The sequence below is a fragment of the Nostoc sp. genome, from assembly GCF_035638895.1.
Lineage (GTDB): Bacteria > Cyanobacteriota > Cyanobacteriia > Cyanobacteriales > Nostocaceae > Nostoc.
Genome location: NZ_DASQZC010000712.1, coordinates 1 through 16,061, shown reverse-complemented (window position 1 = coordinate 16,061; position 16,061 = coordinate 1). Strand labels below are relative to the sequence as shown.

Annotated in this window: 8 protein-coding genes and 6 pseudogenes; 8 read left to right on the top strand and 6 right to left on the bottom strand. The window is 39.4% G+C overall.

Going from position 1 to position 16,061, the window contains the following annotated elements; translation table 11 throughout:
- The first annotated feature begins 115 nt into the window (after nt 1-115).
- The 6 genes and pseudogenes from VE944_RS33725 to VE944_RS33700 form a co-directional block, all read left to right on the top strand.
- Nucleotides 116-1,611, top strand: a pseudogene (locus VE944_RS33725) (IS5 family transposase).
- A 510-nt stretch (nt 1,612-2,121) separates the two neighbouring features.
- Nucleotides 2,122-2,385, top strand: a pseudogene (locus tag VE944_RS33720) (hypothetical protein).
- 23 nt (nt 2,386-2,408) lie between these two features.
- Nucleotides 2,409-2,785 (top strand): annotated as a pseudogene (locus tag VE944_RS33715) (type II toxin-antitoxin system VapC family toxin).
- 116 nt (nt 2,786-2,901) lie between these two features.
- A complete protein-coding gene (locus VE944_RS33710; protein ID WP_324988061.1) occupies nt 2,902-3,990 on the top strand; it encodes a M24 family metallopeptidase in 1,089 nt (362 codons plus the stop codon).
- A gap of 5 nt (nt 3,991-3,995) precedes the next feature.
- A complete protein-coding gene (gene galK / locus VE944_RS33705) occupies nt 3,996-5,078 on the top strand; it encodes a galactokinase (protein ID WP_324988058.1) in 1,083 nt (360 codons plus the stop codon).
- Between the two features lie 79 nt (nt 5,079-5,157).
- Nucleotides 5,158-5,559 (top strand): annotated as a pseudogene (locus VE944_RS33700) (IS4 family transposase); the annotation flags it as partial.
- 42 nt (nt 5,560-5,601) lie between these two features.
- On the opposite strand, the gene VE944_RS33695 reads toward VE944_RS33700, so the two are convergent.
- The 4 genes and pseudogenes from VE944_RS33695 to VE944_RS33680 all read right to left on the bottom strand — a co-directional run bounded on the left by VE944_RS33695 (nt 5,602) and on the right by VE944_RS33680 (nt 7,766).
- The gene (locus VE944_RS33695) at nt 5,602-5,940 is read right to left on the bottom strand and encodes a hypothetical protein (RefSeq protein ID WP_324988055.1); all 339 of its coding nucleotides are present in this window, start codon (nt 5,938-5,940) and stop codon (nt 5,602-5,604) included.
- Between the two features lie 62 nt (nt 5,941-6,002).
- Nucleotides 6,003-6,302: an ISAzo13-like element transposase-related protein gene (locus VE944_RS34290; RefSeq protein ID WP_414690189.1), complete on the bottom strand. Its 300-nt coding sequence runs from the start codon at nt 6,300-6,302 to the stop codon at nt 6,003-6,005.
- Nucleotides 6,247-6,893: pseudogene (locus tag VE944_RS34285) on the bottom strand (ISAzo13 family transposase). Before VE944_RS34285 ends, VE944_RS34290 begins: the two are co-directional and overlap by 56 nt.
- A 531-nt stretch (nt 6,894-7,424) precedes the next feature.
- Nucleotides 7,425-7,766 (bottom strand): transposase family protein, encoded by a 342-nt coding sequence (locus tag VE944_RS33680; RefSeq protein WP_324988064.1) that lies wholly within the window; start codon nt 7,764-7,766, stop codon nt 7,425-7,427.
- Between the two features lie 81 nt (nt 7,767-7,847).
- Here VE944_RS33680 and VE944_RS33675 point away from each other — a divergent pair.
- A pseudogene (locus tag VE944_RS33675) lies at nt 7,848-8,150 on the top strand (IS1 family transposase); the annotation flags it as partial.
- A gap of 81 nt (nt 8,151-8,231) precedes the next feature.
- On the opposite strand, the gene VE944_RS33670 reads toward VE944_RS33675, so the two are convergent.
- Both VE944_RS33670 and VE944_RS33665 read right to left on the bottom strand, forming a co-directional pair.
- Entirely contained in the window at nt 8,232-12,944 is a 4,713-nt protein-coding gene (locus VE944_RS33670; RefSeq protein ID WP_324988049.1) for a non-ribosomal peptide synthetase, read from the bottom strand.
- Between the two features lie 462 nt (nt 12,945-13,406).
- A complete protein-coding gene (locus tag VE944_RS33665; protein ID WP_324988047.1) occupies nt 13,407-14,432 on the bottom strand; it encodes a hypothetical protein in 1,026 nt (341 codons plus the stop codon).
- 565 nt (nt 14,433-14,997) lie between these two features.
- Here VE944_RS33665 and VE944_RS33660 point away from each other — a divergent pair.
- On the top strand, nt 14,998-16,061 hold a 1,064-nt coding region (locus tag VE944_RS33660), incomplete at its 3' end, for an alpha/beta fold hydrolase (RefSeq protein ID WP_324988045.1).

Below are 16,061 nucleotides of genomic sequence, written 5' to 3'. Positions count from 1 at the left end.
AGGATATAGATTATCTGACCAAAGAAGTATATTCAGGTGCAAGACTTGAGGGTAAAATAGCTCAAAATCCTTGCATAACTGCGACCAGCAGTACAGAAGTGTGCGGTTTGTAACTATGTACCGAAAACAGGGGCAAAATCCAATCTCACCAGAGAACTTTGAATTTCCGTTTTCAAGCAAGTTGTCATCAGATAATCGTTGGATTATTCTGGCGAATTTAATACCCTGGGCAGAATTTGAAGAGGAATATTCATCCGGGTTCTCTGTAGAAATGGGAGCGCCAGCAAAGTCATTTCGGATGGCATTAGGGGCATTAATAATCAAAGAATTAAACGTGGAATAAGTGATAGAGAGACAGTAGAACAAATCAAGGAAAACCCTTATCTCCAGTACTTTATAGGGATGTCATCTTATATTAATGAAGCTCCATTTGATGCATCTATGCTAGTCCATTTTCGTGAAAGGATTAGTGCAGACTTAGTAAACAAAGTAAATCAAGAAACTGTTAAGAGGATGCTAGAGACAACATCTTCGACTTTAGCAACTGAATCAACTGAATCAACTCAAAAAAAAACAGCTATATTTAGAAAAAGAAGATAACACGCCAAAAAATCGGGGAAAATTAATATTAGATGCGACTTGTGCGCCAGCAGACATCAGCTATCCAACAGATTTCGAGCTATTGAACCAAGTAAGAAAACAGACAGAACGAATAATAGACCTTCTTTATGAACAGATAAAAGGTACATTAGAGAAAAAACCAAGGAGTTATCGGGAAATAGCGAGAAAAGACTACTTAGAAGTCGCTAAAAAACGTCGTGTATCCCAAAAAGATAGGAAAAAAGCGATTAAAAAGCAGCTTCAATATATCAAAAGAAACTTATCTCATATTAACCAGCTAATCAGATCAGGAGCAACTCTAGAAAAACTAAGTACTAGACAATATAAAATGTTGCTTGTAGTTGTAGAAGTTTATCGTCAACAACTATGGTTGTATGAAAATAAAAAACAGAGTATTGATGACCGAATCGTTAGTTTAAGCCAACCACATATCCGTCCAATTGTCCGTGGAAAAGCTGGGAAAGCCGTGGAGTTTGGGGCAAAATTATCAGCTAGTTATTTTGATGGATATGTATTTTTAGACCATATTAGTTGGGATAATTTTAATGAATCAGGAGACTTAAAATCACTTTTTAGTTGCATATAAAAATTATACTGGCTATTATCCAGAATCGGTTCATGTAGATAAAATTTATCGCACAAGAGAGAATAGAGCTTGGTGCAAAGAAATAGGTATTATCATGAGTGGACCTCCTTTGGGAAGACCACCTGCTAATCTTAGTAAAGAAAAAAAGAAACAAGATTTAGAATCTGAGAGAATTCGTAATTGTATTGAAGGAAAATTTGGGCAAGCTTGCAAGTTGGTTTAGCCTCAATCGAGTGATGGCGAAACTTTCCCATACCTCTGAAACTGCAATTGCTATTACTTTTTTAGTGATGAATCTTTCTACTCACCTGTCGCGGGTGTTTTATGCTTTTTTATGTCTATTTTTGAAAACTGCACCTTTTTTGCATTTCCCTATAAGTGAAAGTTATTATTTTGTTAGTTAAAAACAACAAAAGCTTATCTTTTATTTTGCTTGAATAACTAGTCAACCCTTAAAATTGCTTTTTCATACTTTTTCAGCAATCCCTAATTACATCTCCTTAAACGCTAATCCAAGTTGCTAGTTCTAATGAACCGACAACTTTTTGTAATTGAATCAGCACCCTTTCAGCCTTAAATTGGAGGTTAATCTAATCTAAATAGCAAAAGCTGATGGTATTGAAGGTAAAACAGGCTTAATTCTTGGACTTACATCCTTAGGCGTATGATGCAATTCATTTCCATAAAAGTAATAAACTAATTAATGACTACCATTTCCATCTAACTTTTGGAAGATATTATTATTAAATGAACTTGTAGTCTTAAATACAGTTCCCAACCTGCAAAGTCAGCAAATTTTTCATTAAAATTAGCTTAATATTTTGTAAAACTATGCCACAGAAAGATTGATTTTGTTGACAACATGTAACAAGGTAGTAAGCTCAAGTTTACAAAAATATAAAGGATAAAATAATATGAAAATCAGAGGCATAAAACGTGGTCAAAATATAGAAATATTAGAGCAACTAAATAATATACCTGATGGAACAGAAATAATTATAGACTTAGAATTTCTGGAAAAGCAAATATCCGAACCCAAAATAAATTTAACACAACAAGAGAGATTAGCCAAATTAAATAAATTATTTGGGGTGTGGAAAAAATAAACCAATTTAACAGAAATATTTGTAGAAATTGACCAACAACATCATACTTTTAAAGGTAGAAGCATAGACTGAATTGATAATCAGGATAACGGTTAATGTATCTGTTAGACACTAACATTTGCATTGCACTTCTCAAAGAAAACCTCCAAGCAGTGAAAAAACTTAATCACTACTCTAGCCAATGTTATCTATCAACAATTATAGTTGCGGAACTTTATAAAGGCGTTTACTATTCTCAACAGGTTTCCAATAACCTAGAAAGTTTGCAGCAGTTACTGAGCTACTACCCATAGAACCATTTGACTTAGAAGCAGCTATTGAATTTGGCAATATTCAAAGCGAACTCGAAAAAGTTGGTTTACCAACTGGAGAATTAGATGCGTTAATTGCTTCTGTTGCTCGTCCTCGCAATGATATTCTTGTGACTAGTAACATCAAAAATTTTACTAATATTCCTAACTTCCAATTATAAAACTGGTTAGAAAATTAGACATAGATTAATTGTACAATTTCGAATACCAACCTTAGACAGACGCAGACAGACGTAGATAAGTTTGATAATCATCTGTATCTATCAGTGTTTTTCCTATGAACGAAGAAGTCTCTAAAAAACTAGAGTTAATCAGGCAAATCTTGCGTGAAACCGAAGTGCAAGCCGTGCGCTTGCGCGGTACAGACTGGTTTGCCTGGGCGACAGCTGGCGCTTCTAACACCGTGCTGCTTACTGCTGAAACTGGCGTAGCAGAAGTATTAGTAACTACTGAAGATGCTTGGGTATTGACGGATGAAATTGAAGCGCAGCGTCTTAAGGATGAAGAACTACCTGCTAATTTTAAAGTTCATGTCAACCCTTGGGCTGATGGTGCTACCCGTGAGTCTTTTGTTCGTGATGCAACTGGTGGCGGAAAAACAATTAGCGATCGCCCCATCTCCAATTTAGAACAGCCGTTACCCCCATCTCTGCAATCTCACAAACGGGTAATGATGTCAAGTGAATTAGAGCGATATCGCCAAGTAGGGGAAAAAGCGAGCCTTGCAATGACAGAAGTACTCAAAGCCGCCAAGCCAACTTGGACAGAATATCAGTTAGCGGGCGCGGGTGCAGAGGCGTTATGGGCGAAAGGCTTGCATCCAGCGCTGACATTGGTAGCGGGTGATAGGCGTTTACCGCTATACCGTCATGCTACAGCCACAGCAGAACAAATTGGACGGCAAGCGATGCTAGTGTTTTGCGCTAGAGGTTACGGTTTGTATGCAAATCTGACTCGATTTGTTTGTTTTGGTAAGCTTTCAGACGAACAGGCCGAATTGCATTCCCATGTGCGCCAAATAGAAGCAGTAGTTTTAAATTTGTGCCAACCTGGAACCACTCTTGATGCAGTTTATCACGCACTAGCTGGAGCTTATGAACAGCATGGATTCCCCAATGCCATCCGGGAACATCACCAGGGAGGAACCACCGGATATTTAGCGCGAGAAATCGTAGCAAATCCAAGCACTACTGATACTTTGGCAGAAGGTATTGCTGTCGCTTGGAACCCTAGTTTAACTGGGGCAAAAATTGAAGATACTTTTGTGATTCTCAAAGATGGAAAGTTGGAAAATCTGACTTTTGATCCAAATTTTCCTAATGTTGAGGTAGAAGGAAGATTGCGCCCTGTACCTTTGTATAATTAAAAATTATGGATTTTCAACAAGTATTCGGTAAACCACCTGAAACTAAAGCGAGTGCGCCAGGAAGAGTAAATTTACTAGGCGAACATACCGACTATAATGACGGCTTCGTTCTTCCAACTGCGATTCCTCAAAGTACGACGGTACAGCTAGGTTTTAGTAGCGATAGCCAGCATCACTTTTACTCGGAAAATTTAAACGAGCAAGTGAGCATTTCAGATATTAATCATCAGCCGTCTGGATTTGCCAGTTATATTTTTGGCTGTATTGAGCTTTTGCAAAAAGCAGGATACACAATCCCATCGCTTTGTGTGTACGTTAATTCATCGGTTCCTATGGGTTCGGGTTTGTCTAGCAGCGCCGCTTTGGAAGTGGCAACCCTCCGGGCATTACGCCAACTTCTGAACCTTCCCATTGATGATGTTCAAATCGCCCAATTCGCCCAGCAAGCAGAAATTCAATATGCTGGCGTACAATGCGGCATCATGGATCAGATGGCTTCTAGCTTGGCTGACACTGAACATATCTTGTTTTTAGATACTCGGACTTTAGAACGTCGGGTAATGCCTTTGCCTGAGAAAGCAGATATTTTGGTTATTGATAGCGGTGTACCCCGCACACTTGCAGGTAGCGGTTATAACCAGCGTCGGGCTGAGTGTGAAGAGGCGGCGCGATCGCTTGGAGTGAAAGCATTGCGAGATATTATTGATGTTAATCTAACAAAAACATTACCCGAACCACTACAGCGTCGTGCCCGTCATGTAGTTACAGAAAATAACCGCGTCTTGGAAGTATTGCAGGGAGTAACATCTGAGCGCTTTGGCGAATTGATGAACGCTTCCCACGCCAGCTTGCGAGATGATTACGAAGTTTCAGTACCAGCCCTAGATAGGTTGGTAGAGATTTTGCAGAAAACAGAAGGGGTGTTTGGTGCAAGACTCACGGGTGCAGGCTTTGGGGGAGCAAGTGTAGCTTTGGTTAGATCAGGTGAGAGCAAAGGTATTGCAACTCATGTCCTTGAACAATACAACCAAGCAGGTTACAACGGACGAATTTTGGTTCCTTCTTTGGAATTGATTGATGCAGCCTAAACTTGTTTATGGAAATGTTGTCTAATAGTTTAAGGTAAAAGGTGAATGGAGATATATACCAATACCTTCGCCAAAATATAGTCATGTAATTCTATTTTCTAGTAACCTGTATTTGTCATCTGAAAAGATAATCGAATCCGAGAAATTGCGCTTTCAAATTGCTGTAACTTTCGAGATGCCAAACAGTTTTCGGGATTAGAAGATTTTCTGAATTTCAGCCAAACTGCCGTGACTAATGCTGCTAACGAGTGCATTATTTATGGTCAACTTATCTCATCATCAACTATTAGATTTTCGTCAACTCAATCCCGACTCCGGCATTATCGATCTTAAGGCTTACTACCGTGGTTTTACATATTTTCGTGAAATGTTAAAAATGCTTCCAGAAATCCCTGAGCCTATTTTATTAAACCAGATTTTTGCCAAGCTTACTTCTTTAGGACGCATTCATCCCGTTTCTACGGGCGTTGAACCCTCGTAATTTGGCAGAGGTATTGTACTTTAGTTGATAAAATTAGCCCTTTCAAGGTGTGTTATTTTGCAGCTTTTTTTGGTTTAGAATCTTAGCAGTTGAGACATGGGGCTTGTTCTTGAGATAAGTTCGTTTTGGTTGAGCTTTCTTAGGATCTCGCGGATGACGGCGAAAAGCTCTCAGTTTGACAAGGACTGCCAGATGTTTGAGAATTTGTGATAATTCTCTGAAGGTCATGTTCTGAAGAACACACCACTCAACAGGGGGAATCACAATCATCATCCCTCTGTAAGTACCCTTGATTTCATCGGCTAAATAGTAGCTGGAAATTTCGGCTTCTATCTTCTCGGTTCCATGAACGCTTCTGAGGGCTGCCTGAACGGTAGACAAAACGTTATAGGCGACTAGAGCGATGCGGAAGGTAAGGAATGAGGATTAAATAAGATCCATAATTACTGGATCTGCGGTACGGCTGTATAATTCCATTGCGGCAAATAATCGTCAAATACAATCTCCATCATCTGCTTAAACTCCTCTGTAACTTTGCGACCAGTCTTGTATACGCCATCTAAAATTGTTGTAAACACCTGAAGCCCTGTCTTGGTCTTAGTTTTTGCGATTAACTCCTCGACTATCTCAACACTCTCAAAAATTACCCCTTGACAAGAACGAGTCACATGAGGAAACAACCGATGTTCAATGGGGTTGTATTTTGAGGTGTACGGAGGATAATGAGCTTTTCCGTTTCTCAATCCCAAGCTGATTGACCAAGGCTTGTAAATCTTGTTTAAACAGGTAATGGCGAGAATTGTTGCTGCCACCCCCGTCGCACAGCAATAGGATAGAATTAGCGGTCTGATAGCGCTTTGAGCCATAATGTTGCCACCAATAGCGCAGTGAATCACAGGCAAACTCACCCGTGTCATGACTAGTTCCAATCTGGATGTAGCCCTCGTTGAGGAACAAGTCATACAACCCATGCGGAATCACTACACCCTCAGCTAAGGTGGGCCAATCATGGTCAAACACTTCTATTTCGGCTTGGGTATACAACTTCCCTGCTCGATATAATCCCCCAATCAGTTCTTTTTTTTTGTATCCATGCTGATCACAGGATTGCCTGCGGCTTGATAGGTTTCAATCAACTCTTCAATATTTTCAAACTGTTCATTGCGCTCTTGATGCGCTCCGGTGCTTAAACGCTTTTGAGCTTTGCGTCTGCGGTAGTTATGCCGTTCTAGCAGTTGATCCACAACCGTTACACTCACTTCTATCCCTTGGTCATGTAATAACCCGGCAATTTCAATGCGCGTCAGGTTAGTCCATTTTAGCGTTTCATCCATCGGTGAACCTGCTGTGTGCTGTGCCAACACTTGTAAAAATACTGTTTCTAAACCTTCGATGCTCGAGAGTGCTGATTTGCGTCCGCCACCCTGACGGCGAATTCCACTCATACTCATAGCCGCTTTATCGTCTAACTCCTCCATTCCTAGCCGAAGCGTATAATAATCGCAACCAAACAGGTTACTGATATAACTCATTCCTCCCCATCCCAGTTTGATGGATTCTATCGCGGCATAGCGACGACGATCCTTCTAGCTTTTGGACGAATATAGTCGTTGCATTTGCTGCTCAATCTTGGATGAATACGGAGTCATAGAATCGAAGAATTCAGTGGATAGATTCAGCCTATTATTGCATGACCGATTTTTGGATCTTATTTAATCCTCATTCCTAAACAAAGCAGCTTTTGGATAGCCTAGGGTATTAATCTCGCAGCAGAGATTTTCTGTCAGGACTTGAAACAAGGTTTCGAGCTTCCAACGTTTACGGTACATTCCGGCTATCAACAGTAGACCTCTTGCAAAAGTCGCTCAGGAAGATTTGATTTTGGGGAGACAAAGCTCATAATTGTAGAGAGCAGCAATCAGATTAAACCTTAAACTAAATCTTTTTCGGCGATTTCTATAAGTAAGGGACAAAATTTTAAACACCTTCAACTTCCTATTTACATGCTCACCTAAAACTCTAATTCTGGATAATTCTTGATTCCTCTTTTTATCCTCATAACTTAATTTACCTCCTCTAGGTTTTTTCTTGGGAATCCGACTATTGTTATGCAGTTTTTGAATTAATGCCTTCTCTAAAAGCCCACGAACTATCACCGATACTGGGCTCTCTTTTACAAAACGCTCAAACACCTGCCCTAGCAACATTTTTTTCTCCACCCAACCGATTTGCACCTCTTTTTACCAAACTACAAATCAGCCCATCACACAACACCTTGAAAGGGCTAGGTACTGGGTGATCATAGTGCAGAAACATTTAAACCCCTTTGGGACATTGTTTTCTATTAGCAATGTTATTTCTATGTAACAGATGGGTGGAAAGTTTACCCCAGTTTTATTAAGCCAAGAGACCATATCGTGAGCAAAACATATATGACTCGGGTAGAAGGTGAAAATACTCGCTTGCGTCATTACTTAGCACGGCTACATCGAAAAACATTGTGCTATTCCAAATCAGTAAATATGCTTAAATACTCAATTAGATTATTACTTCATTATTTGAAGTATAGCGAAATACCTGTATTTGAGTAATTCATCCCACATTTATGCAACGCCTAATTCTAATATTACTAGTGGGATAGATTTTTAGTATCTTATTTTCTTTACAACTCCCTAAGTCCTCTTGGTATCTTCGTTTAAAGAAGATAACTTAATGCGCCGACTTTCACGTGATAATGGTACTAAAACTGGCGCTTGATCTTGAGGATTGCTTTCTTTAAAGCCTTCCACTATCTTAGATATTTGTGCAATTGTCGGTCCTTCAAATATGCTACGCAAAGGTAACTCTACACGCAAGGCATCGCGCACTCTAGAGACAAGCTGAGTTGCTAATAATGAATGACCGCCTAATTCAAAAAAATTGTCATAAATTCCTACACCCTTAAGTCCCAAAACCTCAGCAAAAATTTTCATCAACACTTGTTCCACTAGAGTCCGGGGTGCAATGTAATTTTCAGATAATTGGGGCTTTGCATCATAATAAAATCCTCTTAAGGCGCGGCGATTGACTTTACCATTACCTGTTAAAGGTAAAGACTCTAATATTACGAAAGCTGATGGAATCATGTACTTAGGCAGTTTTTGTGCTGTGTAAGTCTGCAATTGTGGCACTAATTTACGCGCAGCTTTGGCTTGTAAGGGATTATTGGCGTAAGATTGCCAGGAATGATAGTGAATTGTGCTATGTGGAAAAATAGCTCTCTTATCTATTCTATTTTGCCGTACAAAAACCACATCATAGCGTCCTTCAATACTTGAATGTGACCAGGTAATATCAACTTTGTAATTTATATCTACTATATAAAAATCTTCTGGTTCTACTCCTATATTTTCGAGCTTTTGCAAAGCTTTACGCATTTGACCTACAGTTTTAAAACCTTCTACATCTGATAACCATTCTGCTATTTTAACTGCTGCCATCACCCGCGCATTAGGTACATTATTAATACATAATATTTCTGGTTGAGTTTCAATTAATAACTGACGCACTGCTGACACTGTTAAGTTCTCTTCAGACCAGTCGATCTCTAAATCATTTTTAATATTATTAATAGTTCCATGATCAATATGTAGAATCACATTGTAACGAAATTGAGTTAATTCATTGAGTTCGCATCCCCGCAGCAGTTGAATTTGTACATTGCTAATCTGCGGAAAGCATTGCTTTATTGCATTAAAAAAAGCTGGGTCAATCACCAACTCTGTCTCTTGAAAAATTTGCCTTTGAACCCGTTGCTCTAACTCAGAGCGAGTAAGAAAAGGTTCAGCTTGATAGAGTTGCACTGATGCATGGAAAGCTTCCAAAAGTGGCAAACTACGCACATCTCCTATGAAAATAAAGCCACCTGGAGCAGTTGCCCTCACAGCACCTTCTAATACACGAATCAGATAATCAATAGTAGGAAAATATTGTATAACTGAGTTCAGAATTACTGCATCAAAAGCTGCTGTTTCTACTTTCTCGAAGTCAGTAGCCATTTGCCGATACAGCGTTACCTGCGGTATTTCTTGCTTTTCTAACTGCTGCTGAATGTAATTAAGTGAAACTGGGGAAAAATCTGTTCCCCAATACTTAGTGCAGTGAGGTGCAATTCTGAACAGAATTAAACCTGTTCCACAACCAATTTCTAACACTCGCTTGGGTTGCAAAGTTAAAATTTGCGCTACTTGGTTATTTACCCACTCATTCATTTGCTCTATTGGAATAGGCTGATTTGTGTAACTACTTTTCCAGCCGATAAAATTGGATGTTGGATCTGGATCAGCAGCAGGCTGATTATAAGTTTCGTCATAGAGCATCTGCCATTGCAAAACCTGCTCATTCTGCAACTGCATTAATTCAACATTCTCTTGCTCACTCCTGTATTCAGCTTTAGCTACTAGATAAGCTACTAGGCGCTTTTCCTCGTCATGCTCATGAATTATTACTACAGTTTGCTGTACTGCTGGATGCTGACTCAGCACTGCTTCAATTTCGCCCAACTCAATCCGGTAGCCACGAATTTTTACTTGCTCGTCAACCCGACCTAAAAATTCAATGTTGCCATCTACTCGATAGCGGACTAAATCACCAGTTTTATAAAGTCGTGCTTTTAACTTATTAGTAAAACTATGAGAAATAAAGCATTCAGCAGTTAAATCAGGACGGTTTAAATAACCTCGTGCTAATCCATCACCACTTATATATAATTCTCCTGAAACACCAATGGGTACAGGTTGTAAATGTTTATCTAATATGTAAACTTGGGTGTTGGCGATCGCACTACCAATTACAGGTGCTAAATTACCTTTATTCTTAGCAGAAATATGACCAGAAGTTGTAACAACTGTGTTCTCAGTTGGCCCATAATTATTATATACTTGGAAGGAGTGGGAAGCTAAAGGATATTGATTTAGTTTATCTCCACCTGTAAGCAATATTCGTAAAGCGGCATCTTCAGAAAAATCTAATAATAGAAACTTTTCTGCTATGGGTGTTGGTAAGAAGGAAATTGTGATTTTTTGCGATATTAACCAATCTCGGAGATATTCAGGCGATCGCCTGATTTCATCATCTACAATATAGATACTTGCTCCAGCACTAAGGTAAGGCCAAATTTCCCAACTGGAAGCATCAAATGCAACCCCAGCTATCTGCGTTGCTCGGTCAATGGGTGAAACTGCAAAGGCTTTTTGATGCCAAAAAACCAGATTCAATAATCCTCTATGTTCAATTTGTACGCCTTTAGGTTTTCCTGTTGAGCCAGAGGTATAAATAACATAAGCAAGGTTATTTGCTGCAACTTCACTAGGGAGATTATCTGCAATTTGTTGAGCAATATTTCTGCAATTTTTATCTAAACAGATTATATTTGAATTACTATTTTTTAAACGTTCAAGCCATCGCTCATGAGTTAATAAAAATGAGACTTTAGCATCTTCAAGCATAAAGTTTAAACGTTCAGATGGATAGCTTGGATCTAGGGGCACATAAGCTCCACCTGCTTTCAGAATGCCCAACATTCCAATTACCATATCAAAAGAGCGTTCTACACAAAGCCCTACTAAAACTTCGGTTTTAACCCCTAATTTTTTTAGATAATGTGCAACTTGGTTACTACGTATATTTAACTCTTTATAGCTGAGTTTAATATCGCCAAGTACTAGTGCGATCGCATCAGGATTCTGTTCTGCAACCTTCTCAAATAGCTGATGTATACATTTATCTTGAGGATAATCTAACTGAGTATTATTCCATTGAACTAATAAATTATGTTGCTCAGATTGACTTAAAAGTGATGATTGTGCAATTCGTTGTTCTGGATTGGCAACTATACCTTCCAGTAATGTTTGGAAATGTCCTAACATTCTGGTGATAGTAGCGTCATCAAATAAATCAGTACTGTAAATTACAAACCCACTAATTCCTTCTGAGTTGTCTACCCATAAACCATTTTGAGTATTTGGCTCCCACAGGTGGAACTCTAAATCAAAGCGTGTTGTTTCCGTATCAAATGGTAGCGGACTTAAACTTAAACCAGTTAGCTCTAATGATGACATAGGCGCATTTTGTAGCGCAAATACCACTTGAAATAGCGGATTTTGATTCAAATTACGCTCTGGATGCAGTTCCTCTACGAGTTTTTCAAAAGGCAAATCTTGATGAGCATAAGCCCCTAAAGCTACGTCTTTGACCCGACTCAATAATTCTCGAAAAGTTGGGTTTCCTGATAAATCGGTACGCAGTACTAAGCTATTGACAAAAAAACCAATTAATCCCTCAATTTCACTACGGTTGCGATTGGCAATAGGTGAACCGATCGCAATATCTTCTTGTTGTGTGTAGCGGTAAAGTAAAACTTGAAATGCTGCTAGTAGGGTTATAAATAAAGTTACCCCTTCTTGCTGTCCGAGAGCTAAAAGTGCTTCGCTCAAACTTTTTGATAATTGCAGAGGTTGCCTTGCACCCTGATAAGTTTGAATAGCTAGCCTTGGTCTGTCGGTTGGCAGATTTAATATAGAAATGTCGTTTAATTGCTTCTGCCAGTAATCGAGTTGTTTTTCTAATACTTCCCCTTGCAACCATTGACGTTGCCAGTATGCAAAGTCTGCATATTGGATTGTAAGTTTCGGCAGATGAGAAGGCTGATTGCTAGTAAAGGCTGTGTAGAGTGCTGCTATCTCTTGAATCAACACTCCAATAGACCAACCATCGGAGACAATATGGTGCATATTCAGTAGCAGGATGTATTGTGTCTCATCCAACCACAGCAGTTTTACTTGCAGCAACGAATCAGTTGATAAATTGAAAGGACGTTGAGCTTCTTGATTAGTAAATTGTCGTGCTTCTATTTCTCGTTGGGCTTGTGGCAGTTGCCGTAAATCTATTATTGGTAAAGGTATTGTTAGGGTCGGATTAATTACCTGAACTGGTTGCCCTGACTGGATGACAAAAGTGGTGCGTAAAGCTTCGTGTCGTCGCACAATTTCGTTAAAAGTTTGCTCTAGCGCAGCTTTATTTAGCGAACCTGTTAAATGTAATGCTACTGGAATATTATAGAAAGGATTATTAGGGATTAATTGATCAAGAAACCACAGTCGTTGTTGAGCAAAGGAGAGGGGAAGATTTTCAGACCGCGAAATAGGTACGAGAGGTCTAGAGCTGTGGTTATTAGTACGATTACTTGCTTTTAAAAATTCAATAATTTCTGCTTTATGCTCTTGAATTTTTGCACGCAGTTCTACTGTAAGAGTTCCTTCAGGCGCGTTACAACGAAACTTTTGACCATCAATAAAAATTTGAATATCTAAGCTGCGAAGATAAGATAAGAACTCTAGCGTATTCAAAATTACACCCCTTCGCAACAGCTGTTACTTACTAGTAATTAATCTCAACTTTGTATCATACTTGTAACAACGTATAAATCATTCCTGGGGGTGAAAGTTTCATAACTGTAATTATGGTATAGCAATCCGCTTTAATTTTTGAATTTACTTATGTACATGAAGAGTAGGGAAGAATCCCTTTCGAGTTGTACCTAGCTTCCTAAAAATCAAATAGGAGTCCTGTTTGTAGCTAAGGGACTTCCAAATTAAAAAATATCCAATATTTAGGGTGCTTCAGTCAGATAAAATCTGGAAATACCAAGAAATTATTTGTACTGACGCACCTTAATAACGGGAAATTTGGGATGATTTAATTTTTGGAGTTTCCTAATTATAGTGCGATCGCTAATTCACTCCTTTTAGACAAAAGGTGAACCTTTTATTAAATCCACCCTGCCTGGAACTTTGCTTAAAGGCTAGTTTTTATCTAGTCTTATCTTCAATAATTCCGTCTTTGTTGATGATAACGACTTCTGGCATTGGGTTGCTGGATATACGGGTATCGTTATCCTTAATTTCCTTCTTGGCAGATTCTGCCGCATTTTGAGCAGATAATTTAATATCATGGGCTGAATCTTTGGCAGATTCACTAACATTCTGAGCCGATGATTTAACTGAATCACTTGCACTCTTGGCTGAAGATTTGAGGGATTCAGTCGCATTCTGAGCCGATGATTTGAGGGATTCGGCAGCACTTTTTATAGATGGTTCGACTGCCTTGGCGGTTCCTTTGACAGTTGAGCGAACATCCTTAGTAGCACCTTCAATTTCCTTAGCTACAGCTTTGGCAGAAGGCTTAATTTCATCAGCAGCACTTTGAATAGAGTTAGCAGCCCTTTCTACAGAAGGTTGAACACCTTCAATTGTATGCTGAACTGACTGTTTTACGTCTCTAATCGTAGGTTTGACTTCTTCGGATACGTTCTTAACTGCTTCTACTACAGAAGGTTTAGCCTCTTTAACCGTCTCATTAACTGATTCAGCTATCCCTTTAATAGAAGGCTTGGACTCTTCAACTGTTTGCTTGACAGCTTCTGCTGTCCCTTTGATAGATGGCTTGACTTCTTCAATCGTTTCTTTGGCTGCTGTGCCTATGTCTTCTATAGAATGCTTAACACCCTCTGCTACAGAGTTAGCTGCATCCCCTAAATTATCTACAGCGCGGTTAACTGTATCAGCAGTTCCCTTACCAATGATGGCACCAGCAACTGAGCCTGCGACAGCACCGATAATGCCTCCAGAGCGAGCGCCTAGTACGCCACCAATTGCGGCTCCAGCTATTCTGGCACTAATGCCTGAACCTGATGAATCTGATGTTTCTTCTGGCTGAGATTCAGAATTTTCTCCAACTTGATTTAAAGGCAATTTTTTCTCACTTTTAACAATTTTTTCCTCACTAAAAAGATGATTGGCATCACTTTGATTCAAAGGTTGCTTGTTGTCATTCATAATGCTTTATACGTTCAATTGGCTTCATTATTAAGATAACTATTAATCTTAATAATTACCCCTAGCGCAAGGAGTATATATCTACTGATTAATGGTGAACTTAATTGCAGGTGTCAAGATATGAGCAAGTTATTATTATCATGTCAGACAATTGGGAAGCAAACAGTACACTATGGGATTATGCCAAACGACAATTAAGCGATGGGCTACGCCCCACCGTAGGTGATCACTTTTGAGTAATTGTTTGGGATTTCCCAGGGTTAGGAAAACCCTCTAAACCGAAAAACAATGATCACTCTATAGAAAAATATGCTCGTGACTTGAAAGCTGTTGTTCCCACACTAGCAATGTTAAGGTTCAACAACTATTAATGTTCCTGTATTGCTAATGTGTGGGGCTTCAGATATAGTGACAAAACCGATCGCATGAAAGCAGAAATACCTTACTCTTAAAAAGTCATGATCATACAAAACTGGATAAATCATTCTTGGGAGTGAAAGTTGGATAATTCTACCTATGGTATGAAGCTAAAAGCAGTTAACAAGGTCTCACAAGGTTTAGACTCATGATATTCATGCCTCATAATTTTCTACTTATATGGCTGGTTCAAGTGCTGTCAATTGGGGTACTTGGCGGGGGAATCTACATTCTCTATGAGTGGTACGAACGAGAACTTGTAGGAACGTCCTACTTAGTAGCTGGACTAGTAATGGTTTTGTGGACTTTTGGCGGCCGTTTTATCAGTTTGCCACTGCTGCGGCGTCCTGGAAATGAGGAACCCAAGTTTATGCGTAGCAAAACCGTGCAGCGCTTGCCACGTCCAGATGGAAGCGTGTTGCAAGTAGAGTTTTTTGGCCCTGAAGATGGTCAACCAATTATTTTGTCACATGGTTGGGGGCCAAACAGTACTATATGGTATTATGCCAAGCGACAATTGAGCGATCGCTTCCGAGTAATTGTTTGGGATCTACCAGGGTTAGGAAAATCCTCTAAACCAAAAAACAATGATCACTCTATAGAAAAATATGCCCGTGACTTGGAAGCTGTAATTGCCATAGCAGGGGATAAACCTGTTATCTTGGTGGGACACAGCATGGGTGGGATGATTAACTTAACATTCTGTCGCCTGTTTCCAGAACAGTTAGGAAGTCGGGTAGCTGGCTTAATTCTTGTAGATACTACTTACACTAATCCGGTAAAAACTTGCATATTTAGCAATCTGGCACGGAAATTGCAGAAACCGTTACTCGAACCTGTGTTGTACCTGACTATCGTGCTGTGGCCGGTTTTTTGGTTGATGACTTGGCTCTCGTATTTAAATGGTTCGCTGTATATCACCGTCGAACTATCTGGATTTACGGGTACTGAAACACGCGGTCAACTAAGTTTTGCAGGTCTATTATCAGCATTGGGTTCGCCTGGTGTTCTGGCTCGTGGCACGCTGGGAATGTTGAAGTTCGACGAAACAGAAACACTTGCAACTATTAATGTACCTGTATTGGTAATGTGTGGGGCTTCAGATATAGCAACTAAACCTGTGGCGAGCGATCGCATGAAAGCAGAATTGCCTTATTCTCAAAGAGTCACCCTAAAACCAGGTGGACACATGGCATTGATGGAACAAAACCA